Genomic DNA, 22,490 nt, shown 5'->3' with positions numbered 1-22,490 from the left:
TCAATGAAGGGTATTATCCTTGCCGGAGGAGCCGGCTCTCGCCTCTACCCGATGACTCGGGTTATGACGAAGCAACTTCAATCGGTGTATGACAAGCCGATGATTTATTATCCTCTAAGTATTCTAATGCTTGGCGGAATCAAAGATATTTTGCTTATCACAACCCCAGATGACCAACCGTTGTTTCAAAAACTTTTGGGCGATGGTTCTCAGTTCGGCATTAAACTTTCTTATAAGATCCAAGAAAAGCCAAACGGTCTTCCTGAAGCATTCGTTTTAGGTGAAGACTTTATTGGCAACGACAACGTGTGCTTGATCTTGGGCGATAATTTGTTTTACGGGGACTTAGATTTCTTCCGTGCCGCGATCAAATCACAAGAAGCTATGCAAGATGATCTTCATGGTCGTGTGTTCGCATACTATGTCGCGGATCCTCGCGCTTATGGTGTTGTTGAGTTTGATAAGAATTCTAAAAAAGTAAAATCCATCGAAGAAAAACCGCAAAATCCAAAATCTAATTTTGCGGTCCCAGGACTTTATTTGTTTGATAAAACTGTGGCAAAACGCGCGAAGTCTTTGAAACCTTCTCCTCGTGGCGAAACAGAGATCGTGGATTTAATTTTGTCTTATCATAACGAAGGTAAGCTTGGCGTTGAGATGATGTATCGTGGTCTTGCATGGCTTGATACGGGAACACCAAGATCTTTGCTCGATGCTGCCGCATTTATTGGCGCGATTGAAGAACGTCAGGGTTTGAAAGTGGCTTGCCTTGAGGAAATCGCGTACCGCATGAAGTTTATTACTTTGGCGCAGTTACAAAAAATCACGAACGAACTTCCGAAGTGTTCTTACCGCTCTTATCTTGAAAAAATTATTTCTGAGGAACTATGAAGCAGACTGTTTTACTGACCGGTTGTGCCGGATTTATTGGAACTAATTTCGTTAAGACGATTGCCTGCCGCGAAGACGTAAAAGCAAAGTATGATTTTGTGATAGTGGATGCGTTGACTTACGCAGGACGCCTGGGAAATATTCAGCCGGAGCTGGATGCGCATTCGCATTTGAAGTTTTATCAGGAAGACATTCGTGACGCTCACAAGATGCATGAGCTTTTTAAAAAATATCAGTTCTCTGGTGTTTTGAATTTCGCCGCTGAATCTCACGTAGACCGCTCCATTGAAAGTCCCAACATCTTTGTTGAAACAAATGTTCTTGGAACTTTGAATCTTCTGAAAGAAAGCCTTTCTTTGTTTGAGAAAAACAGTTCGTTCAAATATCTGCAAGTCAGCACCGATGAAGTGTATGGAACTTTGCAAATGGAAGATCCTGCCTTTACTGAAGACACTCCCCTTGCGCCGAACAGTCCTTACAGCGCTTCGAAAGCCAGTGCGGATTTGATGTGCCGTGCGTTCTTTGAAACTTACAAGCTCCCTGTCGTAATCACTCGCTGCTCGAACAACTACGGTCCTTACCAAGTGGAAGAAAAGTTTATTCCTTTGATGATCAAGCGTGCGATGGCAAATGAACCCATGCCGATCTATGGAACTGGCATGAACATCCGCGATTGGATTTACGTCGATGACCACAATGAAGGCGTTTGGAAGGCTTTCACGAACGGCAAGGCCGGCGAAGTTTACAACTTAGGCGGCGATTCCGAGAGACAGAACCTGGATGTGGCAAAGTTGATCTTAAAACAACTTGGAAAGCCCGAGAGTTTATTAAACTTTGTTCAAGACCGCAAAGGTCACGACTTCCGCTATGCGATCAACTTTGGCAAATCGCAGAAGGAACTTGGCTGGACGCCGAAAGTGAAGTTTGAACAAGAAGGACTTCTTCGCACGATTGAGCATTATAAAAAACTATGGGCGAAGTAAGAGTTCTTCACTGCATCCAGTCCCTTTCTTGGGGTGGACTTGAGCTTTACACTGTGGAGCTGATTCAAAACCTGGCAAAAGCCGGCGTGAATCAACGCGTGTTTTGCTCTGCTCACTCACGCGTCGCTGAGGAACTTCGTCATTCCGATGTCGAGTTGATCACGTTTCCAGAAAAGAAAATTTCAAAATTCAAAGCGGCTTTGCTGATTCGAAAAATCAGCCGCGAGCACAAGATCACTCACCTGCACTCTCACACCCGTATTGATATGTGGTGCTGTGCTTTGTCGCGCTGGAACTCTGCCGTTCCAAAGCATGTCTACAATCTCTACATGAATGCTCTACCGAAAAAAGACCTGGTTCATCGCTGGCTTTTTTCGAAAGTGGATGCCTTGTGCAGTTCTTCTGAATGGGTGCTTAGCGAAGCTCGCAAGAACTTTCCTATTGCGCCTGAGAAACTGCGTTTGATGCGCTATGGACGTAAGACAGAAGACTATCATACAAACCCTGTCCAACGCGAAGAACTGCGGGCAAAGATGGGTTTTGCTCAAAGTGATTTAGTTTTTGGAACTCTTTGCCGTATTGATGCGGGCAAAGGTGTTCGTGAACTCGTTGAAGCTTTAGACTATCTCAGCGATGAAGAAATTAAAAAAATTCACATGGTGATCGTGGGTGATCCGACAATCTTGGGGAAAAATTCTGAAGGTCAATTGACTTACGAAACTCAATCGTTGGAATTGTCCGAGTGGATCAACCAAAAAGCCTCCGAGCCTCGCTTAAAAGGTCACTTGCACCGCGTGCCGTTCCAAAAGAACTTCATTCCTTATATTGATATTTTGGACGTATTCATTCTAGCGTCTTACAACGAAACTTATTCATTGAGTGTTCTTGACTCTATGTTGATGGAAAAACCTGCCATTGGCACAAATGCCGGGGGAACAACAGAACAAGTTGGAAAAAATGAACGCGGATTTTTAACAGAGCCACGCAACGCCAAGAGTCTCAGTGAAGCCTTGCGATTTTATATTCAAAACCCCGATCAGGTTCCTCAACAAGGAGCCACGGCCCGGCAATGGACCTTGGGGCAACACTCCTGGAATCAAACTCTTACAAAAACCCTCGCTTTGTATAAAGAGCTGGAGGCAAGGTAGTTTTATTTAGATTGGTTGTGGATTTTCGCAACCATCTCTTGCATGCTTTTTAATTCGCGCTCCACGTCCTTAGGAAGATGAACCCCTGAAGTTCCTGTGTAAGCTAAAGTGACTAAGTCTTGGTACTCCTTCAAACAGGCTGGAGCAATGCGGGACTTTGTATATTCTAAAACGCATTGTTTTAGGTAAAGCTCTGGGAGCGAATAAAAAGCTTTCTTGTCCAAACGTCTTTCACAGAAAGAGAGCCAATACAAAATCTCTGGCTTTAACGGAGTGTCTGGATATTGCTCTAGATATTTATATAGAACAGACGCCGTTCGCAGATAAGAAAGCTCTCTTTCTGGTGTAATCTCAAACTCCCCGTGCAGTTCCTTTTTTAAGTTCTTTTCTGCATAGTCGCGCACTTCATCTTGCTGATTTTCCGAAAAAGAAGGAAAAGACTCTTTTGCAAGAGAGCTGCTGGCTTTTTTTAGACCCGCAATTTTCTTTACAATAAAGGGCGGAAGATTTTTATTCTTTTCGTTCTCATTTAATGAATCACTAAGTCCCTTAAAATCCCTTTTGACACGAACAAAGTAATACACTTTTCTGGCAAGAGCCTTCTCCAAATTGTCCGCCGCTGTTCCATTCTTTGGAAAACCATTAAGCACCTGATCATACAATGGGATGGCTTTATCAAAGTTTCTAACAATAAATAAAAACTCCGCTTCATCAAACGGCTTAGTCAGATAGTGATCTTTTTGGGAGAAATCAAATTTCGTGGAAGCAGAGGGAAGCTGTGTATGACAGGACATACAAACGCTTAAAGTCGAACGCAGCATCCACAGCGAATAATCTTTATTTCCCGTGCGGTACACCAATTCAGTTTCACGCAGCTGCTGATTTAAAACTTTTCCGGAAACGGCAAATCCCGACTGACGTATTTTATTTTCATGAGAAATTTTCTCGCTGAGGTCGCCCATCTTTTTTAGCGCCTCATCAACTATTTGAAAATTTTTAGGATCGCGATATTCGGCATCTGAAACGATATAAGGCTTAAGAACGTAAATTTGCTGAAGCATTTGATCCATATAAGGTTTAACTTCAGCCTTTGCCAATGAACAAACGACTCCCAAAATCAGGATGCCAATCGAAAATCTCATGTAATTTCCTCCGCTGCGCTTAAGCTTAAATTTCCCTATTTAAAATTCAATGAAATTAATTTATCTCCACCCGGGAGGCGGAGATATTGAGATGTTGTTTGCTAAAATGAAAGAAAGTAGACTGCGACAGGGAGATTGTCATGACTCAGTTTGTATCCGCAGAAGAAGCTCTGAAAGTTGTTAAATCCGGACACGGTGTTTTTATTCAAACGGCCGCAGCAACTCCACAGCGCTTAGTGAAGGCTTTAACTGCCCGCGCGCCTGAAGTACAAGGTGTAAAAATATATTCTATTCACACCGAGGGAGATTGTTCCTATGCGGCTCCGGAACTTGAAGAGAGCTTCGACGTCCACAGTTTTTTCAATGGCGGGAATCTTCGTCACACACGTAAAAACTTAAACTCCATTTTTGTGCCGATGTTTTTAAGCGAAATTCCTCATTTATTTTACAGTGGCGCTGTTCCTTTAGATGTTGCTTTAGTGCAAGTCTCGCCTCCGGATAATCACGGTATGTGCAGCCTCGGTCCTTCCGTGGATATTTCAATTTCAGCCGTTCGAACTGCCAAAGTTGTTATTGCGCAGGTGAATCCCAAAGTTCCAAGATCTTTTGGTGACGCGCAAATAGAGTTCAGCAAAATTCACTATGCCGTTGAGGTCGACGAAGAGCTTTATATCGCGCCTCGGACAGAAACCAGTGACATTGAAATTCGTGTCGGACGCAATGTCGCAAGCCTTATTGAAGATGGAGCCACTTTGCAGATGGGAATTGGCGCTATTCCGGATGCGACCCTACGGGCGTTAACAGGACATAAAGATCTAGGAGTCCACACAGAAATGTTTTCAGACGGTCTTGTTGATCTTTACAAGACCGGTGCGATTTCAAACCGCTTTAAGGCACGTATGGGCGGGAAGATCGTTTCCAGTTTTGTTTTAGGATCTAGAAAAGTATATGACTTTATCGATAACAATCCCATGGTTGTGATGATGGACGCGGCCTATACTAACGACTCGCATATCATCCGACAAAACCCCAAGGTTGTCGCCATCAATAGCGCCATCGAAGTGGATCTTACTGGGCAAGTGTGCGCGGATTCCATTGGTTCACGCATCTACTCGGGCATCGGTGGGCAAATGGATTTCATGCGAGGAGCCGCCTTGTCTCCCGGTGGAAAACCGATCATCGCCTTACCTTCCAAAACCTCTAAAGGGCAAAGTAAAATTGTACCCTTTCTTAAAGAAGGAGCCGGGGTCACCACCACCCGCGCCCATGTTCACTATGTGGTCACCGAGCATGGCATCGCCCACTTATATGGCAAAACGCTGAAAGAACGCGTGGAAGCGCTTATTGCGATCGCAGATCCAGAGTTTCAAGAGGAGCTGCTAAGATGCTCTCAAAAGGTTCTCGGCTTTTAAAAGTATTTTGCTCAAAACAAAATATTTTACCTGGCCGTGAATCCCCGTTTGAAAAGAATTTGCTTAGTGGCATTCAGCTCTTCTTGGTTTTTTACTTCCGTCACAAGGGATTCATTAAGGCAGAAGAAAAAATCGTTAAGGTCACTATTAGGCACCAACTGATTGAGCGTCAGCATTGATATCCTCAAAGCTTTTTGGAATCCCAAACGCTCTTTCAGATCCCACAAAACGCCACTTACAATTCCTGAATCATGATAAAGTCCGCCATTTTTATCTGAGATCTTTACATCATTCACAACGGATCGGCGAAAAGGTCCTTTCAAATAAGCCACCTCTCCCATATTTGGATGTCCTAATTGCATGGCGGTCAGAAAATCCGCAAATCCTTCGTTAATCGATCCGCCTTCTCCCTCAAAAGGAAGATGAGCAATAGAATCGACAAGCGCATGAACACTCTCGTGAATGACAATCGATGGATCCTGAGAAATGTGCGAATAGGTTTCTCCATCCCCTTCGCCCAGACGAATTTTTCCTTGATAATAAAAAGCCGAATTTGTTTTTTCCGGAGCGCCGACATGCACTTCCGTTTGCAGCTGAAAAGGAATCTTAAAGCCCAACTGAGATTCAAACCAGCTTAAGGATTCATCTAAATAATAAAATACCTGAACTTGGTCAAAACGCGCATCGGTCGGATTAAATTTTAAAGGCTCCTTCGTGCTGGATACTTTTAGTGCAGCTTGGGAGCCAACCCAAAGGCGCGCATTTGCCAAAGCGGGCTCTGCACTTAAATTCTTGAATGTGACGTCCTGGATGTGGGATCTTTTCGGTCCTTGGGGAAAAACGGAGGCCACCGTATCGTGAAATTGCGATCCGACTCTCTTTACCCCCTGCACCTGAAGATGGTTATTCAAACGAACTTCCCAAGAGACACCTTGAGAATCTGCGTAGACAACGCGCCACAAGGGTTCGTAGAAAGTTCCGCGAGCCACGACAATGACTTCGATGACCTCAGGTTTATAACGACGAAAAACAGGAAAAGCCGATTGTAGATCCTGCCTCAAACGATCCCGGTTTTTTAGAAAATCCGCAACTTTCAGTTGTTCCATTTTTTTTTGATTAAAAGACACAAGAGCTCTTATCAGAACATTTTCCCCAGCTTTGTTGCGCAGCTTTTTTACGAAGGCATTTTCAATAGGAACGCCCGAAATTTCTTGCTGTTGAAACACAATGCTTTGATCGAGGGACTTAATTATTTTCTCATGAGAAAGGTCAAGCGAAGACAGCCCCTGAAGAGCTTCTTCGCCGCCGCCTTGTCGCCATTCAACAGGAACAAAATCGGATTTGGGGGAACAAGAAGAAAGAACTAAAAAACACAAACAAAAAGTCTTTCTCATAGATCTTTCCTTGTTTCGGTTTGACCTTATTCGACCAGCAAAGTTTTTTCTAGATAAGTTCCGTCGCCGTTTTCAAATCGCAAAATGTGTTTGCCCGCAAGAAATTTTCCTAGACGAACTTCTTTCTGAAAAGGTACGAGGACCATAACGCACATCCCGCCTTCAGACACAGAAGCTATTGATTTAACTTGGTGGGTGAAATCATCTCTGTGGTTAACTTCAGCACGTTTCCACTTGTAACAACCATTTTGAAAAACGCCATTAACGACAACGTATACATCCGATGCAGAATCAAATCCGCCCGGAACGTAAACGCCACTGATACCAATCTGAACTTCTCTTTGAGACTGAACAGGAGTCTCGGCATTTGCTAGAACCCCAAGACCTAAAAATACAGAAAATACGATCGCTGACAGTTTCATAAAAACTCCTTTTAAAAAAATTCCTGTTTTTATGAATACGGCGCTCCTCCTCCGGTAAGGATGATGAGGATCATGAATGATACGGAGAGCAATGAAAACACACCGTGGGGGTGGAGAACCCCCTACGAAACACCTATAGCTCTTAATCCTTGAACTAGCAGAACGACAAGAACATAGGCAAAGACGTTAAAGGCGATAAGCTGTGTGACTGCAAACTTCCAAGAACCACTTTCACGAATTTGCACACCGACTGTGGACATACACTGCAAAGCAATTAAGAAGAAAATCATAAGACCAATCACAGAACTCACCGTAAATATTTTTTCGCCCGCAGAATTCACGGCGGTACTCATCTGAGTCAGAAGAGCTTGTTGCTGAGTATCTTCATTTGTATCAGTGATATTGAAGGTTAAGGCTAAAGAAGAAACGAAAACTTCACGGGCCGCAAAAGCCGAGATCAAGCCCACACCCACGCGCCAATCAACACCCATGGGATGCATGACTGGCTCAATAGCTTTTCCTAATTGTCCGACGTAACTTTGCTCTAATTTTTGATGTGCGTCTTCCAACTGATAATGAGGGAAGGTCGTTCCCGCCCAGACAATCACGGCAAATGTGAAGATCACAGGTCCCGCTCGTTTCACGTAAGATAAGGTGCGAGTCCAAGACTGGCGAAGCAAGACTCGAACTTTCGGACGGCGATAGATGGGAAGCTCCATCATAAACAGAGATGGATCGTTTGCGGTTTTTGGAATAAATCTGCTGACAACACCTGCAGCAAAAGACCCAATAACGATCGAGCCTAAGTACAAAGCCGCAAGAGCCAAGCCCGCCTTCAAAGCCGACTGTCCATGAAATAAAAATGCAATAAATAGCGCATACACAGGTAGACGAGCCGAACAGCTCATCAATGGAATCACAAACTGTGTGATCATGCGGTCTTTTTTAGAAGGGATATTACGAGTCGCAATAATGGCAGGCACTGCGCACGCAAAACCTGAAAGCATTGGAACAAACGAACGCCCGCTCATGCCCAAGGCCGAAAAAGGGCGATCAATCAAAGTCGCCGCACGCGCCAAGTAACCTGTACTTTCTAAAATTCCGATTCCCATAAAGAGAATAAAGATCTGCGGAATAAAAACAAGAAACGCCGAGAAACTGGAAACAACACCATTAGCTAAAAAATCCGCCCACAGAGTTCCTGGTCCCCATCCTGCGACGATTTCATTAAGTGACGTAAACCAGCCGTCAATCAGATCCATGAACGGTGTTGCGAGCCAGAAGACACACGAAAACAATCCACCCATAATGAGAATAAAAAATAGGAACCCCAGAACCGGATGCAAAAGAACGCGGTCCAACTTTTCAGTTGTTTCAACAATTTTATTTAAGCGATCTTGAGCATGATCGGTTTTATGAGTGAGCGCTTCTTTCGCGATTTGCTCACACTCTTGAAGTTTTTTTTCTTGAAGTTCAAATCCCCAAGGAACGGGGCGAGAGGGTGTTTTTGTGATCGTCAGCTTTTTCGCTTCAGCAACGATTTCTTTAAGCCCCCCAGCCAACAAGCCATCAAATTGCAAAACAGGACAGCCCAAAGTTTTACGCAAGTAATCCATGTCGATCTCAATGCCTTCACGGCGAAGAAGATCGGCCATCGTGACCACCACGATCATCGGGAATCCGGTTTCTTTTAACTGCATCACAAGTTGCAAGTGACGGGAAATTTGCGTCCCATCAACAACAACGATGATTCCATCAACTTGTTTGATTTTTGGATTTTCATAGATCGCACGAAGCGTAACCCACTCATCAGCAGACTTCGGATGAAGACTGTACGTGCCCGGAGTATCCATCACTTGCACATAGGATTCACCTAAGTGCGAAGCCAAGTGCCCCAAGGAAAACTCCACGGTCGCTCCCGGATAGTTCACCGTTTTAAAACGGGAACCTGTTAGCCAATTATAAAGAGTTGTTTTACCAGAGTTCGGTGCACCAACAAGAGCAACGGCCTTACTATCAATAACTAATTCTGCTTCACTCTCGCGCATGCCGCTTCCTCATTTCGCAATGCCAGAAAACTCGTATTAAAGCGGATCAAAAGCGGTCCACCAAAGGGGGCTCTGCCTAAAATCGTAAGAACAGTTCCTACGCGCAAACCCATTTCGTGAAGGCGTTCACGGAAAACGTCTTCCCCTGCAAAACCCGTAATTTCAACGGTGTGGCCCGGCTTTAGTGCGGTATCGAGTAAATTCATGACTTCCTCTGGATCGGTGAGCTTCTAGTTAAAGGCATGTGCAGGCAAATGGAAGTCCTTTAACTCCCCGCAACGTAATTGAAAACCTATTGAGAATGAACCTCAATAAGACCCGGTGGGATCCCCTAACTAAGGTCGTGTTTTTAAGACCAAGGGTTAAGTTCGATCCAGCAAGACCGATCTGAAGTCTGTATGGATTTTAGTATTAAGACCACCCTTGGAATTAGCAGCTTTGTCCTTCTTACCTCTTTGTCCGCGCAGGCCTCAGATGTCGTCTATGTTCCGGCCTACTGCGCGCCACAAGCACTCACAGTGTTTGTGACGAACAAAACTTCGGAACCACAAAGACTGTGGACTCAAGTGCGTTTTGATGGAGAACTTCAAGAGCTTCATCACGATATTGATGCAAAGTCGCAGATTAAGATCGCGGGAACTCAGTTTCTTCCCTCTCAAATGGGTTTTTCCATAAAATCTTGGACCAAGAATTCACTGCAAATCACCACCCGCTGCGATGAGAGTTTAAGTATTCCTTTAAGCGATCTCACATCTCCCCAAGTGAGCCACTGGCTTCCTTCCAATGTAAAGTCCGTGAAAGTGCATTTGTTAAACCTTTTCTTAAAGTCTAATTCCGTAAAACTTCAAGCCTTCAATAAAGCAGGCTCTGTGATTGGCGAGAAAGAAGTTTTGATCGAGAAGTATTATGATACGTCCTCTTTCAAATGGACTTTGCCTGAAAATGCCGCGCGCATCGAAGTCGTTGGTCAAGAGCGTCTTCATTCGTTGATGTTTTACGATCAATTCGGTGAAGAGAAACTAAGTCCGGCTGTAGCTTTAAAACCAGTGAGTTTTTCGTTAGACGATCAAAAAACATATTTCTTGGTTTCAACTAAAGATGCTCGTCCTGAAGAATCTTTTGTGATTGCTCTCAAAGACGATCAACAGATCGCAACGGCTCGTGAGCAAATCAAGAACCCTGCTTTAGAGAAAATCATCGTCGCAGGTATCGAGCTTGGAAACGGCGGTTTTAACCGTGCCTTTAAATCCCGAGACAAATCCCCTTATTCTTGGTCTGTGAATCGCGTGGATGCATTTGCTGATTTCGCGCATATCGACTGCGACGGCAGTCCCGATCTGACAGAAGAACGCCTTGAACAAAAACTCAATGAAGGCGGTCGCATCTGTTTTTGGCGCTACCGTATCATCAAAGAGTTGAGTGCCTCAGAGGTCGCTTCGGGAACATTGAAGCCCTAAGCATCGTTTATGCTCTGACTTCGCCAGAATAGAAAATCCGCGTTGTGAATTGACAGTCATAATGAACTGCACTTTGATACTAAAACTCATAAGAGTTTAGCATTAAAGGAGTTCATCATGTTTTCTAAAGTATTTGCAGCCGCTATCGTGCTTGCATCGGTTAGCGCTCACGCTGCTGACAGCGAATTTTTCTTCCAATCTAAAGCGGGACAAAGCGATCTTACACCGCGCATTGGGTATGTTTCTACGAAGACAAAACCTAAAGGTGGCACTACAGAAACTAAGTACAGTGGTCTGTACAAATCAGGTGTTTCTTACGAATACGGTATCAACGAGATGTTTTCAATTGAAGGGTCTTTGCTTTTCTCTTCTTACGAAAATGACAACACTCCTAAAACAAAAGTATCTGGACTTGAAGACCCACATGTTGTGTTGAAAGGAACTTCAAATATGGGTTCTTCCAACCTTCGCTACGGTCTTGATCTTGGATTGAGCCTGCAGAAAGCTAAAATTGAAACAAACGGTGACATGTCTGCAGCGACAGGTGGTTTCTCTTTCACACCTTACGTGGGTATGGACACAGAAGCTGCTGGTGGAACTATCGGTGGTCGTTTGAACTATGCAGTTCTTCTAGAGCGTACAACTGAAGTTGAAGCTCTGAACATGGATGTAAAAACTAAAGATGGCAACACTTTGGGACTTTCAGCGTTCTACGAAACAACTGTGACTGACGTTCTTTTCGGTGGTTCTTTGAATTACTACAATCACGCAGCACTCAATGACGAAGATGGAAACGAGCTTATCAAATCCTACAATACACTAGGACTGTCTTTGTACTCTCGTATTCCATTTGGAACATGGGCATTGATTCCACGCCTAGACTACGATTTCTCTCACAGCGAAGCTGACACATACAACGTTATCGCGTTGTCTGCAGCAGCTCGCTTCACTTTCTAATTTAATTAGAAGGAACAACGGAGGAAGCCCCCTGACCGCGGGTTTCCTCCACATACACTTTCACTTTTTGCACGCCGTACTGTTTGAATTCTCCGTAAAAATCTTCCGCCAACAATCTTGAAAGCTGTTCAACGCTTGTGTTGGAAACCGGAAGCAAAATCACTTCGTTAGCTGGAAAAACATAAAAGCGATCACGGAAAGTCACTTCCAAAGACTTTGCGGTTTTCTTAAACTTCATATCCGGATGTTTTTCAGGCAAAAGGACGATCTCGTCCCATTGATCCAAGCGCGCTTTGATGTACTTTTTAAAAACATTGAAATCCAAAAAGTAACCTTCCGCGTGAAGATCCGGCTCGGCAGGGGCCTTGATATCAACGCGGACCTGATAATTATGTCCATGCAGGCGCTCGGCATGCTTTTCATCAAAAATAAGGAAATGGGCGGCCGAGAATTTGAAATTCTGCTTGGCTAAATGCAATGTGGTCGTGGACATAATCACCTCAAAGTGGTTATATCTTTAGCATGAAATTCGAACTGAAGCAGCATTTTCAAATTGAATCGGCCCGTTTCCTTCCCCACCTGCCCTCTTCTCATCCATGTTCACGCATGCACGGGCATAGTTTTAAGATCATTCTGACCCTTGTGGGTTCTTTAGATCCTAAAATCGGCTGGGTGATCGACTATAACGACATTCAATCTAAGATGAAGCCTCTTTTAGAAAAAATCGACCATCGCGTTTTAAATGAAGTCGAAGGTTTGGAAAATCCAACATCAGAGCTTCTCGCGAAATGGATTTATGACCGTGCCCTTCCCGCTTTGCCAATGCTCACAAAAGTGACAATTGCAGAGACTCCTTTAACGGAGTGCACGTATCCTGCGTAAGATTTTTTGTGAAGTCTTCGCAATCTGCCTTTGTTATTTTCATAGACCTCTGTTTTTTCTGAAACCGCTCCAAGAATATCATTCAGTGAATAACATCACCGGAGTGATATTTTATGCAGCTTTGCGTTTGGCTCGCGGCTTTTTATCTGCTTTTTACAAGTTCCTTGGTTTCTGCCAATGAATTAGAACTGATTTTCTATCGAGCCCCAAAACCTTTGAATTGGCAGACTCCCGGAAGCCTCGTGCGCAGTGCTTATCAAAACATGAAAGCCCGAGTGAATGGTCACCCTTACCCTCACCCAATTTCTCACGTGAACGTGCGCCTGCAATGCGGAAACGAACCTTCCATTTATCGAGGAATGACTTCGGTCAGATCCAATCTCTCTTATGTTTGGGATTTCGCTTTTAAAGGTGTGGCTCTGGATGCCTTTATGATGAACGTGAAAGGCCGCTCTTACACCGAAGAAGAAGTTCTCTCTTGGTTAGGCACACTGAAGCGACAAGGTTATGTGCGCAGTCTTAAACTTATTCTTAATTCCGATCAATGCGCGCGAGTGCAACGGTATATCCATCTTTATGAAGAACTTCACCTTGATGAAGTTTATGGAGGACTTCGCTCTTTGCCTCACTATGGACAAGGTGCCGGGTGCTCGGCTTACGCTGTGAGTTTTCTGCAAATCTTAGATTTCTTCCCACCGTCTCTTGATCAAGCCTGGAAACGCAAACTGAAAGTTCCCCTCGAACTTTTAAGCTCTCAAACACGCAGTGCACACATCGGCTTTTTTGGATACTTACGAGGAAAAGATCGCCCTTGGGCTTCAGAAAAAGAAGCTTACACAAATCTAGAATTCTGGGACCCGGATTTAATGTATGCCTGGGTGGGAAATAACATGTCGGCCGAAAAAGATCCGAACTCTCCATTTCAAAGAGTCGTTTGGGACGTCCGATCTTATCCAACAAGTACAAAATATTTTTTTGCTTATCGTAGAGGAACTTTAGATAACACGGTTGATTACCATATTCGAAATCGGGGTCGCCTTATGACAGACGAGGAACTTTTAAATAAAACTCCTCGCACTTGCCGTCTTTTTCAGTCTTGTCCGTGACTATTTAACAAGAGCCGCGTTGACTCTGACAACCGGGCCTAAATCCAAATTTGATCCAAACTTCTGACGGAAGCTCGGTGGATAAAGCATCACAACAGTCGAACCCATTCGGAACATGCCAAGCTCAGAACCTTTATGTACCGGGATCTCAGGGCTGTATGTTTTGTGTTGGAAAATATGCGGGCCTTTTTGATTCCCCTTGATCGTTTCATCAAAACTTAAAACGATATGACCTACGTTTGTTGCTCCAACGAAGACAACTCCCACAGGTCCTAAATCGGTTTCAATCTCAACAAGCACGCGCTCGTTCACAGAGAAAAGATTGGGAACATTCGTTGTGCTCCATTCGTTGACGGGCCACAACTCCCCCGGCATGTAGCGCACATTTGTGATTACGCCATCCACCGGAGAATGCACGCGGTGATAATCCGTTGGGCAAAGATAGTAGGTAAGAAAACAACCGCCGGCCCACTTCTTTTGACAATCAGGATCTTGAGTAAATTCATCAAGACGATAAGTCAGGCCCTTGGCTTGAATCAAAGTGCCATTATCAATGGGAGCTGACTGGGTGATACGGCTGTCAGCGGGATGAACCGCCCACGAGTTAGCGACGGGTCGAATACCCGACTTCAGACGACGAACGAAGAACTCTCCAATGGATGGATACTCGGTGTAAGCCTTTTCAGCCTCTTCCAAGTTGATGTTATAAAGCCACGCAAAGCCTCTAATGGAGAGTTTAGCCCACAAAGAAGGGCCTTTCCAATGCATGAAGTAACCGACCCAGCGGCTTAAGCGACGTTTAGGAAGAATTCGTGTAATTGCAGACATAGAAATCTTTATATCTAAACCCGACCCCTTTGTCATCATAAGAGGTTTAAGCTATAGTGCCTTATACCCTAAAAACCCATTGGCCCCGAACAAGAGCCCTGGAAGGATGTATGTCTAAGATTCTTCAGAATGTCGAAATTCCTATTGATCAAGATTTAGAAGAAAAGTTGCAATGGCTGGTCCCCGATCACGGGCCCTATCGTATTCTTCGCCAGAGTGTCGACGCTCGCAGATCTCACTCTCCGCATTTTGTTTACTCTATTGAGGTCGCGGAAAAAGGTGAGACTCTTAATATTCCTCAATTTGATCTTGAGAAAATCTCAACTCCCAAAGAGAAGCCTCTAATTGTCGGCACTGGACCTGCGGGCCTTTTTGCAGCTCTTCGTTTTGTCGAGCGTGGAGTTCCCTGCATTCTTTTTGAACGTGGCTCTGACAGCGGTGAGCGCATTAAAGGTATCAACCAGTACTGGCGCTATGGAAAACTTGATCCACGCAATAACGTTTGTTTTGGCGAAGGTGGAGCGGGCCTTTATTCTGACGGAAAATTGATCACGCGTATTAAATCTCCGCACATTCCTTATGTGATGAATCGTCTGGTGAAATTCGGAGCGCCGGAAGAAATTCAATGGCTTTCAAATCCGCACGTGGGTTCTGATCGCATTCGTCGCGTGATTCCTAAGATGCGCGAGTTCTTAAAGGCACATGGTTGTGAAATTCATTTCAACACTCAAGTCACAGAAATTCTTTTTGAAGGAAAGCAAGTCGTTGGTGTTCGCACAGAACATGGGACTGAGTTTAAATCTCCGCACGTAGTTCTTGCTACAGGCCACTCGGCTGAAGATATGATCAATCATCTTCGCGATGCGGGCGTGCACTTGGACGGAAAATCTTTTGCGATGGGTTTGCGCGTAGAGCATTCGCAAGCTTCTATCAATAAGATCCAGTATCGTCAGTTTTCAGAGCATCCTAAATTAGGAGCTGCCAATTACAAGCTTGCTCACCATAACGATAAAACAGGCATCGGCGTTTATTCATTCTGTATGTGCCCAGGAGGTTACGTTCTTTCTTCGGGAACGGAAGCTGACGGCATCGTCTGTAATGGAATGAGTAACTACAATCGCAACTCCCCGTTTGCGAATGCGGCGATAGTGGTCAGTATTGATCACGAAAAGAATTTCGGTAAAGACGTGTTCGGCGGAATGAAACTTCGTCGCGAACTTGAAACGCGCATGTATCAATCTGTTCTTGATAAAGGTGGCTCGCGCGAACTTCCCGCGCAAAATCTCTTAGACTTCTTATATGGACCTAAAAAAGAAGAGCGTGCTTTGCGTGCAGGATCTTCTCCTTCAGGAGCGATCTCGGTTCGCCTGGATGACATTCTTCCGAAAGACATGCGCAATCGTCTGCGTGAAGGCTTTGAAAAATTTCAGGGCAGCATGAAGGGATTTCTTACCGAAGATGCGCAAGTGTATGGGATCGAATCTAGAACAAGCTGTCCTGTGCGTGTGACTCGCGACAATGAAACACTCCAAAGCATTTCTCATGCGGGACTTTATCCTGCCGGAGAAGGCGCTGGATACGCCGGTGGTATCACTTCCGCAGCTTGTGATGGCATTCGCATCGCTGAAAAGATCATCGAACTTCTGTAACGAAGAAAGGTACCTGGTACCTTTTCTCCACCGACATTTTTTGGCGCAGCCTTTGCAAAATCTTCTTCCGTCATAAATTGGAGGAGGAAACATGCACGCAAAACCACTTTTCGGAGCCATTTTGACTCTTCTTTTGGGAGTGAGCTCATTCGCCGCTCCGCAAGAGAAGACTCAAGATATTATTACTAGAGAACTTTCGAACGGAAACACTGTCCGCACAGAGATGTCTCTGAATGTCTACAGACAAGAACCTTATCAAGCAGAATATACGGAGCAAGTTCCGTATCAAGTCGAAGAAACGTACTATGTCGACGTTCCTTATCAAACGACAGAGACTTACTACGAAAACGTTCCTTATACAGAACGTGTTGCATACACAGACACTGAAGTTTACTGGGACAACGATTACGTTTGCCGTAACGTAACGAAGTACCGTCAAGAGTGTCACAATGAGCGCGTGTGTGCTCCGGGTGGCCGCGTTTGCCAACCTATCACGGAGTGCGGAACAAATGCTCACGGCGAACGTATTTGCAAAACTCGCAATGAGTGCCGTGATGAAGGACCTCGCGACTGCCGTGATGTTCCTCAATGTCGCCAAGTTCCTTACACAGACCGCGAATGCGGATATGAACAAGTTCGTAAAACTCGCACGGTGACTAAATACCGTGATGAAGTTCGCTACAGACAAGAGCTTCGCACTCGCACTGTAACGAAGTATCGCCAAGAGGCGCGCACTCGTACCGTAACTAAATATCGTGAAGAAACTCGTTGCTGCGTAACTAAGTACCGTGACGTCTTTGATCACCAATTCACTCAACCTGTTGCTGTGATCTTCCCGGCGGAAGCCGTGTTGCTTGCAGGTGAAGTTGAAAAAATCCAAGTGACATTGCGTGGAAGCGAAAGCAAACCGGATGTGAATATCTCTGTTCGTTCGGATATTTTCGGCTATGCGATTGATCAAGTTCGTATGGACGGACGTGAGAAAGTTTTTGTTCTTAAGCTTGTTCCTAAGTGGACAGAGCAAAACGCTGGAACTGCGACAGTTCAAGGTTTGAAATTAAGCTTCAATAAAGGCCAAGGTAAAGTCGTCTTTAAAGAAACTGTGGCATCGGCTCGTTTGGTTTCCGTGTATACTTTGGAAATCCGCGATCAACAAAGCCAGGCTGTGATCTTGCAACAACGTCTTGAGGGCACGGAAGCGAAAGTCTTTGAAGTCGCAGCGCCTGAATTGGCTCGCGAAGGAAAATACAGCATCTTGCTTCACGTTGAACGTCACGGTGTGAATGTAACTAATGGAGCTTTGACTTTCGATCAGACGGCTTCTTACGAGAAGAAAGAATTGGATCAAGACGAGATCCAAAATCTTAAGAACAAAGATCAAGTTCAGTTGATGGAGATCGAAGGACACGGTGCTGAAAGCGTTCTTGTGTTCCGCGATCAAACTCCAGCGGCTGAAGAAATCAAATCGACTTATAAAGCTGTTATCTGGAAAAAACTTTCTAACGGCAAGATCGAATGGTTGGGTGAAAAAGCTTTTGCTCGTGAAGACATCACACGTGCAGGCGACGAACTTGCGATCGCCTTTAAAGCTGTGGGTGTAAATCCAGCAGTGGGTACTAAAATTTATATCGACCTTGTTGTCAATCGCACAAGCGCTCAATACTTGGGCTCTCAAAAAGTGCAATTTATCGTGAGCAAGACATTCTAATTTTTGGAACTCTCAAAAAGAAAAAGCCGGCTCCGTGAGGAACCGGCTTTTTTTATTTTTAAATTACATATTACGCATTTGTTCTGGAGTTAACACAGGCATTGTATCGACAATAGGATCTTCCTCAGCATAACCATCATTGGAAGGATCGTTTTGCTCTGGAGTCGTTACAAGCTCAGTGCCACCGCTCGAATCGATACCACCGGTTTCGCTGCCTGAATCTGGATTAATAACAACGTCACTGCCCCCGCTTTCAGAACCAGTTTCTGAACCTGTCTCAGAACCTGAATCAGGATTAGTCACGACATCACTGCCGCCACTTTCCGATCCGCTACCGGGCTGCTCAGAACCAGAGCCTGGCTCTTCCGATCCTGGATCTTCAGGAACAACGATTGGTTTTTTATACGCTGACTTTAACTTCAAAACTGGTTTTAAAAGACATCCACCATTGCCTTGAATAACCACAGATTTTAAAGCATCGAAGTCGACCACGATGTCATATTGATGACCCGCTTCGAATTCGAATTTATTAGTCAGAATAATTTTAACACCCGTTTTTTGTGCGCTTGGAGTTTTTAACTCACAGATAGAATCGTCACTCTTCACCGCATAGTGACCATCCCCTTTCAGCACAAGACGGATCTGCTGAATTTGCAGACCATCCGGAGCAATCACATCTTGCAATGGCAAGGTGACTCCATTTTGCAGAGTGAGTAGATCCACGAGTCCCAGATCTTGAGCCAAGATCACACGACCTGCTTTTCCACGCCCCGCAACCACGACCTCCATATGGTCGATATTAACGAACACGGATTTAAGCTCTTTATTCGGAGCATCCGTTAGCTTGAAACTCACGGCAGCTTCCCGTTGAGTATCTACCGAGCCCAAGCTTGACATCGTCGTAGCTGCCGTCTGCGAACCGTTTTGACTGCAGGCCGCGACCAAAGATACGACGGTGAAAATCGATATCTTTTTAACTAAACACTTCATACACCCTCCTGGTGAATCTTTGCTTTAATGTACGCCTGAAGATCAAAAAATCCAAAAATACCCTCTCTGAAACGCTCATTCTGAGAGAGGTGTCTAATCTTTTGCCAATTTCTAAAACATTGAAATAAAAAGTACCAATAAAAAGTACCTGCTTCCCATCGTGCTGAAAATACACAATGGGAACAGGAAAACAGGTACCAAGTGGACATGAAGGGAAACTGGTATGTTTAAAGATTTCTTCGGTACTGACCGCCGACCTCGTAAAGGGCTTGAGTCATTTGATATAAGCTGCAATGTCTTGCTGCTGTCATCAAGGCTGCGAAGATGTTTCCACCGTTAAGAACTGTGTCCTTCAGGTTTTGAAGTTCACGTTCTGCTTCGGTTTGATGGGACTTTTGGTAGCTATGAACATTCGACAACTGCGCGTTCTTTTCTTCGTAAGACGCACGAGCCAGCTCAATCTTCGGTGGAACGTAATCCGCCGCCATTGTTTTTGGATCAATGAACGTGTTTACGCCGATGATTGGCAAAGTGCCATCGTGTTTAAGTCTTTCATAGTACAAAGACTCTTCTTGGATTTTAGAACGTTGGTATTGAGTTTCCATTGCACCCAAAACGCCGCCACGTTCGTTGATCTTTTTAAATTCATTCAGGACGGCTTCTTCAACCAAGTCCGTCAGCTCTTCAATGAAGTAAGCGCCTTGAGTTGGGTTTTCGTTCTTTGTCATTCCGAATTCACGGTTGATGATCAACTGAATCGCCATCGCACGACGAACGGATTCTTCTGTTGGAGTCGTGATCGCTTCGTCATACGCATTTGTATGCAAGCTGTTGCAGTTATCATAAAGGGCAATCAAAGCCTGCAATGTTGTACGAATGTCGTTAAAGTCGATTTCTTGCGCATGCAATGAACGACCTGACGTTTGGATATGGTATTTCAATTTTTGTGAACGATCGTTGCCCTTATAGAGGTCACGCATTGCCACCGCCCAAATACGGCGAGCCACGCGTCCAAGAACTGCGTATTCAGGATCTAGACCGTTACTAAAGAAGAACGAAAGATTCGGAGCAAAGTCGTCGACCTTGAGACCACGAGCCAAATAGTATTCAACAAATGTGAAACCATTTGAAAGCGTGAATGCCAATTGAGAGATCGGATTCGCACCGGCTTCTGCAATATGATAACCAGAAATACTCACCGAGTAGAAGTTTCTGATTTTGCTATTCACGAAGAACTCTTGGATATCGCCCATCATCTTCAAAGCGAAGTTGATAGAGAAGATGCAAGTGTTTTGACCTTGGTCTTCTTTTAAGATGTCTGCCTGAACAGTTCCGCGCACTTGTTGCAACGTCCAGTTCGCTACATCCGCCCACTCTTGTTGAGTGAGTTTGCGCCCCAGTTCTGATTCTTTCTTTTCAACTTGCTGATCGATAGCCGTATTGAAGTAGAAAGCAAGAATCATCGGTGCTGGACCGTTGATCGTCATACTAACTGAAGTATTTGGATTGATAAGATCAAAACCCGCATAGAGTTTTTTCATATCATTTAAAGTACAAATGCTAACACCGGACTCTCCGACTTTGCCGAAGATATCTGGACGCTGATCAGGATCTTGTCCGTACAAAGTCACGGAGTCAAAAGCCGTGGAAAGACGATGAGCCGTCTCGCCTTTTGTAAGGTAATGGAAACGACGGTTTGTTCTTTCTGGAGTTCCTTCGCCAGCGAACATACGCTTTGGATCTTCATCGGCACGTTTGAGTTGAAACACACCGGCCGTATATGGAAACTCACCTGGAACGTTTTCAAGTTTGAGATATTTAAATCTATCGCCCCAGTCTTTAAACTTAGGAACCACGACGCGGCGGATTTTTGTGCCAGACAAAGATTCACGAACCAAGTCTTGGCGGATTTCTTTATCACGCACTTTAAAGATCAATTGATCTCCAGAGTACGTTTCAATCAACTTATCAAAGTTTTGCAATTGATCGATTTCGTCTTGAGTGAAATCAGCACTTAATTCCGCTTCAACTTTTTTCACAGTGTCGGGATTAGTTCCCAAAAGAGGAGCGACTTTTTTAAGTCCACCCAATTGAGATGCTTTTTCTGCTAACGTTTCCGTGCGTTTTTTATACTTATGCACAGTCGAAACGATCTCTGCCAAATAGTTTTGGCGATCAGCAGGAATGATTACGTGTTCTTCAGCTGAAAGAATGTTGGATTTAAACTTAGGATCAACGCCCCAAAGACCTTTTTGGTGAGATTCCAAAAGGTCTGCCATTTTAAAGAATAATTTATTAACGCCGCCGTCATTGAATTGAGAAGCCTGAGTTAAAAACACAGGAACTTCCACTTTTTCATCAAAGATTTTACGAGAGCGTTTGTATTGTTTTGTCACGTCACGAAGAGCATCTAAAGCTCCGCGGCGGTCTGCTTTATTGACGGCAATCAAATCAGCAAAGTCGATCATATCGATTTTTTCAAGCTGCGATTGCGCACCGAAATCAGACGTCATCACATACATAGACAAATCACTGACTTCTGTGATCGCCATATTGCCCTGACCGATACCGGAAGTTTCCGCGATGATAAAATCAAAATCCAATTGACGGACGAATTTTAAAATCTCTGGCAAGGAAGAAGCGATTTCCCGGCCTGAACCACGAGACGCCACGGATCTCATGTACACGCGATTGCGTGACAATGAGTTCATACGAATACGGTCGCCTAATAGCGACCCACCCGTTTTACGCTTGGATGGATCCACACAGACCACGGCGATTTTTTTAGTTGGATAAGCATTTAAGAATCGTTGAACAAGTTCATCGATCAAAGACGACTTACCAGCTCCGCCAGTTCCTGTGATACCCAAAACCATCGGGTTTGCAGTTCTGGCTTTAAAAGATTCAAGACCAAAGTTCGCCAAAGAGAAATCTTTGTGACCATTTTCAATGGCTGTAAGTGCTACACCCAACTCCACCGAAGGAATGGTGTCGCCAGCAAAGATGTTCTTCTTTGTTTTATATTCTTTTTGCTTTTCAAGAATATCAAAATCACAACCACGGATGACCAATTCGATCATGCCTTCAAGACCGAGCTTACGACCATCATCCGGATGGAAAATCTGGGCGATACCGTAAGCTTCAAGTTCTTGTTTTTCTTCGTGGACGATCACTCCACCGCCACCACCAAAAATGCGAACGTATCCCGCACCGGCTTCATCAAGAAGATCCTTCATGTATTTGAAGTACTCCATGTGGCCCCCTTGATAGGAGCTGATGCAAACACCTTGAGCGCCTTCTTGCAAGACGGCTTTCACAACATCGCTCACAGAACGGTTGTGGCCCAAGTGAATCACTTCAGCACCCATGTCCTGAAGAATACGGCGCATGATATTGATACTTGCGTCGTGTCCATCAAACAGAGCGGCAGCAGTGACGATACGAATCGGATTTTTGAGAGTATATGCCATAAA

Annotated in this window: 19 protein-coding genes; 10 read left to right on the top strand and 9 right to left on the bottom strand. The window is 44.6% G+C overall.

What is annotated here, in order from left to right; genetic code table 11:
• Nucleotides 1–3 precede the first annotated feature (3 nt).
• From rfbA to AAAA78_RS08820, 3 genes are read left to right on the top strand one after another with little or no spacing between them, the layout of a single operon-like run.
• Nucleotides 4–891, top strand: coding sequence for a glucose-1-phosphate thymidylyltransferase RfbA (gene rfbA, locus AAAA78_RS08830; RefSeq protein WP_340591539.1), 888 nt, complete (start codon nucleotides 4–6; stop codon nucleotides 889–891).
• Nucleotides 888–1,874 carry a dTDP-glucose 4,6-dehydratase gene (gene rfbB / locus AAAA78_RS08825; protein ID WP_340591537.1) on the top strand — a complete coding sequence of 329 codons (987 nt, stop codon included), beginning with the start codon at nucleotides 888–890 and terminating at the stop codon, nucleotides 1,872–1,874. The genes rfbA and rfbB overlap by 4 nt, the downstream gene beginning before the upstream one ends.
• Entirely contained in the window at nucleotides 1,862–3,022 is a 1,161-nt protein-coding gene (locus AAAA78_RS08820; RefSeq protein WP_340591535.1) for a glycosyltransferase family 4 protein, read from the top strand. Before rfbB ends, AAAA78_RS08820 begins: the two co-directional genes overlap by 13 nt.
• A gap of 2 nt (nucleotides 3,023–3,024) precedes the next feature.
• Here the strand turns inward: AAAA78_RS08820 and AAAA78_RS08815 are convergent, their stop codons facing one another.
• On the bottom strand, nucleotides 3,025–4,164 hold the full coding sequence (locus tag AAAA78_RS08815; protein WP_340591533.1) for a hypothetical protein: 1,140 nt from the start codon (nucleotides 4,162–4,164) through the stop codon (nucleotides 3,025–3,027).
• A 140-nt stretch (nucleotides 4,165–4,304) separates the two neighbouring features.
• Here AAAA78_RS08815 and AAAA78_RS08810 point away from each other — a divergent pair, with 140 nt between their 5' ends.
• Nucleotides 4,305–5,576: an acetyl-CoA hydrolase/transferase family protein gene (locus AAAA78_RS08810; RefSeq protein ID WP_340591532.1), complete on the top strand. Its 1,272-nt coding sequence runs from the start codon at nucleotides 4,305–4,307 to the stop codon at nucleotides 5,574–5,576.
• A gap of 26 nt (nucleotides 5,577–5,602) precedes the next feature.
• Here AAAA78_RS08810 and AAAA78_RS08805 read toward each other — a convergent pair whose 3' ends face one another.
• The 4 genes from AAAA78_RS08805 to AAAA78_RS08790 all read right to left on the bottom strand — a co-directional run bounded on the left by AAAA78_RS08805 (nucleotide 5,603) and on the right by AAAA78_RS08790 (nucleotide 9,646).
• A complete protein-coding gene (locus AAAA78_RS08805; RefSeq protein ID WP_340591530.1) occupies nucleotides 5,603–6,970 on the bottom strand; it encodes a hypothetical protein in 1,368 nt (455 codons plus the stop codon).
• Between the two features lie 26 nt (nucleotides 6,971–6,996).
• On the bottom strand, nucleotides 6,997–7,392 hold the full coding sequence (locus AAAA78_RS08800) for a hypothetical protein (protein WP_340591528.1): 396 nt from the start codon (nucleotides 7,390–7,392) through the stop codon (nucleotides 6,997–6,999).
• A 122-nt stretch (nucleotides 7,393–7,514) separates the two neighbouring features.
• A complete protein-coding gene (feoB, locus tag AAAA78_RS08795; RefSeq protein WP_340591526.1) occupies nucleotides 7,515–9,440 on the bottom strand; it encodes a ferrous iron transporter B in 1,926 nt (641 codons plus the stop codon).
• On the bottom strand, nucleotides 9,416–9,646 hold the full coding sequence (locus tag AAAA78_RS08790) for a FeoA family protein (protein WP_295904389.1): 231 nt from the start codon (nucleotides 9,644–9,646) through the stop codon (nucleotides 9,416–9,418). The genes feoB and AAAA78_RS08790 overlap by 25 nt, the downstream gene beginning before the upstream one ends.
• Before the next feature lie 192 nt (nucleotides 9,647–9,838).
• On the opposite strand from AAAA78_RS08790, the gene AAAA78_RS08785 reads away from it, so the two are divergent.
• Both AAAA78_RS08785 and AAAA78_RS08780 read left to right on the top strand, forming a co-directional pair.
• A complete protein-coding gene (locus tag AAAA78_RS08785; protein ID WP_340591524.1) occupies nucleotides 9,839–10,897 on the top strand; it encodes a BP74-related protein in 1,059 nt (352 codons plus the stop codon).
• Between the two features lie 117 nt (nucleotides 10,898–11,014).
• Nucleotides 11,015–11,854 carry an outer membrane beta-barrel protein gene (locus AAAA78_RS08780; RefSeq protein WP_340591522.1) on the top strand — a complete coding sequence of 280 codons (840 nt, stop codon included), beginning with the start codon at nucleotides 11,015–11,017 and terminating at the stop codon, nucleotides 11,852–11,854.
• Between the two features lies 1 nt (nucleotide 11,855).
• Here AAAA78_RS08780 and AAAA78_RS08775 read toward each other — a convergent pair whose 3' ends face one another.
• Nucleotides 11,856–12,347 carry a 6-pyruvoyl trahydropterin synthase family protein gene (locus tag AAAA78_RS08775; protein ID WP_340591520.1) on the bottom strand — a complete coding sequence of 164 codons (492 nt, stop codon included), beginning with the start codon at nucleotides 12,345–12,347 and terminating at the stop codon, nucleotides 11,856–11,858.
• Nucleotides 12,348–12,376: 29 nt separating this feature from the next.
• Between AAAA78_RS08775 and queD the strand changes: the two genes are divergently transcribed.
• Both queD and AAAA78_RS08765 read left to right on the top strand, forming a co-directional pair.
• Nucleotides 12,377–12,736 (top strand): 6-carboxytetrahydropterin synthase QueD, encoded by a 360-nt coding sequence (gene queD, locus AAAA78_RS08770; protein ID WP_340591519.1) that lies wholly within the window; start codon nucleotides 12,377–12,379, stop codon nucleotides 12,734–12,736.
• 113 nt (nucleotides 12,737–12,849) lie between these two features.
• Entirely contained in the window at nucleotides 12,850–13,842 is a 993-nt protein-coding gene (locus tag AAAA78_RS08765) for a hypothetical protein (protein ID WP_340591518.1), read from the top strand.
• On the opposite strand, the gene asd is transcribed toward AAAA78_RS08765, so the two are convergent.
• Nucleotides 13,843–14,670: an archaetidylserine decarboxylase gene (gene asd / locus AAAA78_RS08760; RefSeq protein WP_340591516.1), complete on the bottom strand. Its 828-nt coding sequence runs from the start codon at nucleotides 14,668–14,670 to the stop codon at nucleotides 13,843–13,845.
• Nucleotides 14,671–14,780: 110 nt separating this feature from the next.
• Here asd and AAAA78_RS08755 point away from each other — a divergent pair, with 110 nt between their 5' ends.
• Both AAAA78_RS08755 and AAAA78_RS08750 read left to right on the top strand, forming a co-directional pair.
• Nucleotides 14,781–16,319: an NAD(P)/FAD-dependent oxidoreductase gene (locus AAAA78_RS08755; protein ID WP_340591514.1), complete on the top strand. Its 1,539-nt coding sequence runs from the start codon at nucleotides 14,781–14,783 to the stop codon at nucleotides 16,317–16,319.
• A gap of 91 nt (nucleotides 16,320–16,410) precedes the next feature.
• Nucleotides 16,411–18,027: a hypothetical protein gene (locus AAAA78_RS08750; protein WP_340591512.1), complete on the top strand. Its 1,617-nt coding sequence runs from the start codon at nucleotides 16,411–16,413 to the stop codon at nucleotides 18,025–18,027.
• 63 nt (nucleotides 18,028–18,090) lie between these two features.
• On the opposite strand, the gene AAAA78_RS08745 is transcribed toward AAAA78_RS08750, so the two are convergent.
• Nucleotides 18,091–19,017 (bottom strand): DUF4382 domain-containing protein, encoded by a 927-nt coding sequence (locus AAAA78_RS08745; protein WP_340591510.1) that lies wholly within the window; start codon nucleotides 19,015–19,017, stop codon nucleotides 18,091–18,093.
• Between the two features lie 227 nt (nucleotides 19,018–19,244).
• Nucleotides 19,245–22,487, bottom strand: a complete 3,243-nt coding sequence (gene icmF, locus AAAA78_RS08740) for a fused isobutyryl-CoA mutase/GTPase IcmF (RefSeq protein WP_340591509.1) — start codon at nucleotides 22,485–22,487, stop codon at nucleotides 19,245–19,247.
• Nucleotides 22,488–22,490: the final 3 nt, after the last annotated feature.

Source organism: Bdellovibrio sp. BCCA (assembly GCF_037996825.1).
Classification (GTDB): Bacteria; Bdellovibrionota; Bdellovibrionia; order Bdellovibrionales; family Bdellovibrionaceae; genus Bdellovibrio.
Note: the sequence above shows the minus strand (reverse complement) of the source record. Positions and strands in the feature narration are given on the sequence as shown.

Excerpts from the sequence above, each read along its gene's own strand:
- queD (WP_340591519.1), top strand. The coding sequence starts at position 12,377 with ATGAAATTCGAACTGAAGCAGCATTTTCAAATTGAATCGGCCCGTTTC.
- AAAA78_RS08820 (WP_340591535.1), top strand. The coding sequence starts at position 1,862 with ATGGGCGAAGTAAGAGTTCTTCACTGCATCCAGTCCCTTTCTTGGGGT.
- AAAA78_RS08745 (WP_340591510.1), bottom strand. The coding sequence starts at position 19,017 with ATGAAGTGTTTAGTTAAAAAGATATCGATTTTCACCGTCGTATCTTTG.
- AAAA78_RS08765 (WP_340591518.1), top strand. The coding sequence starts at position 12,850 with ATGCAGCTTTGCGTTTGGCTCGCGGCTTTTTATCTGCTTTTTACAAGT.
- rfbA (WP_340591539.1), top strand. The coding sequence starts at position 4 with ATGAAGGGTATTATCCTTGCCGGAGGAGCCGGCTCTCGCCTCTACCCG.
- AAAA78_RS08800 (WP_340591528.1), bottom strand. The coding sequence starts at position 7,392 with ATGAAACTGTCAGCGATCGTATTTTCTGTATTTTTAGGTCTTGGGGTT.
- AAAA78_RS08785 (WP_340591524.1), top strand. The coding sequence starts at position 9,839 with ATGGATTTTAGTATTAAGACCACCCTTGGAATTAGCAGCTTTGTCCTT.
- asd (WP_340591516.1), bottom strand. The coding sequence starts at position 14,670 with ATGTCTGCAATTACACGAATTCTTCCTAAACGTCGCTTAAGCCGCTGG.
- AAAA78_RS08810 (WP_340591532.1), top strand. The coding sequence starts at position 4,305 with ATGACTCAGTTTGTATCCGCAGAAGAAGCTCTGAAAGTTGTTAAATCC.
- AAAA78_RS08805 (WP_340591530.1), bottom strand. The coding sequence starts at position 6,970 with ATGAGAAAGACTTTTTGTTTGTGTTTTTTAGTTCTTTCTTCTTGTTCC.
- AAAA78_RS08775 (WP_340591520.1), bottom strand. The coding sequence starts at position 12,347 with ATGTCCACGACCACATTGCATTTAGCCAAGCAGAATTTCAAATTCTCG.
- AAAA78_RS08750 (WP_340591512.1), top strand. The coding sequence starts at position 16,411 with ATGCACGCAAAACCACTTTTCGGAGCCATTTTGACTCTTCTTTTGGGA.
- AAAA78_RS08755 (WP_340591514.1), top strand. The coding sequence starts at position 14,781 with ATGTCTAAGATTCTTCAGAATGTCGAAATTCCTATTGATCAAGATTTA.
- AAAA78_RS08790 (WP_295904389.1), bottom strand. The coding sequence starts at position 9,646 with ATGAATTTACTCGATACCGCACTAAAGCCGGGCCACACCGTTGAAATT.
- AAAA78_RS08780 (WP_340591522.1), top strand. The coding sequence starts at position 11,015 with ATGTTTTCTAAAGTATTTGCAGCCGCTATCGTGCTTGCATCGGTTAGC.
- rfbB (WP_340591537.1), top strand. The coding sequence starts at position 888 with ATGAAGCAGACTGTTTTACTGACCGGTTGTGCCGGATTTATTGGAACT.
- AAAA78_RS08815 (WP_340591533.1), bottom strand. The coding sequence starts at position 4,164 with ATGAGATTTTCGATTGGCATCCTGATTTTGGGAGTCGTTTGTTCATTG.
- icmF (WP_340591509.1), bottom strand. The coding sequence starts at position 22,487 with ATGGCATATACTCTCAAAAATCCGATTCGTATCGTCACTGCTGCCGCT.
- feoB (WP_340591526.1), bottom strand. The coding sequence starts at position 9,440 with ATGCGCGAGAGTGAAGCAGAATTAGTTATTGATAGTAAGGCCGTTGCT.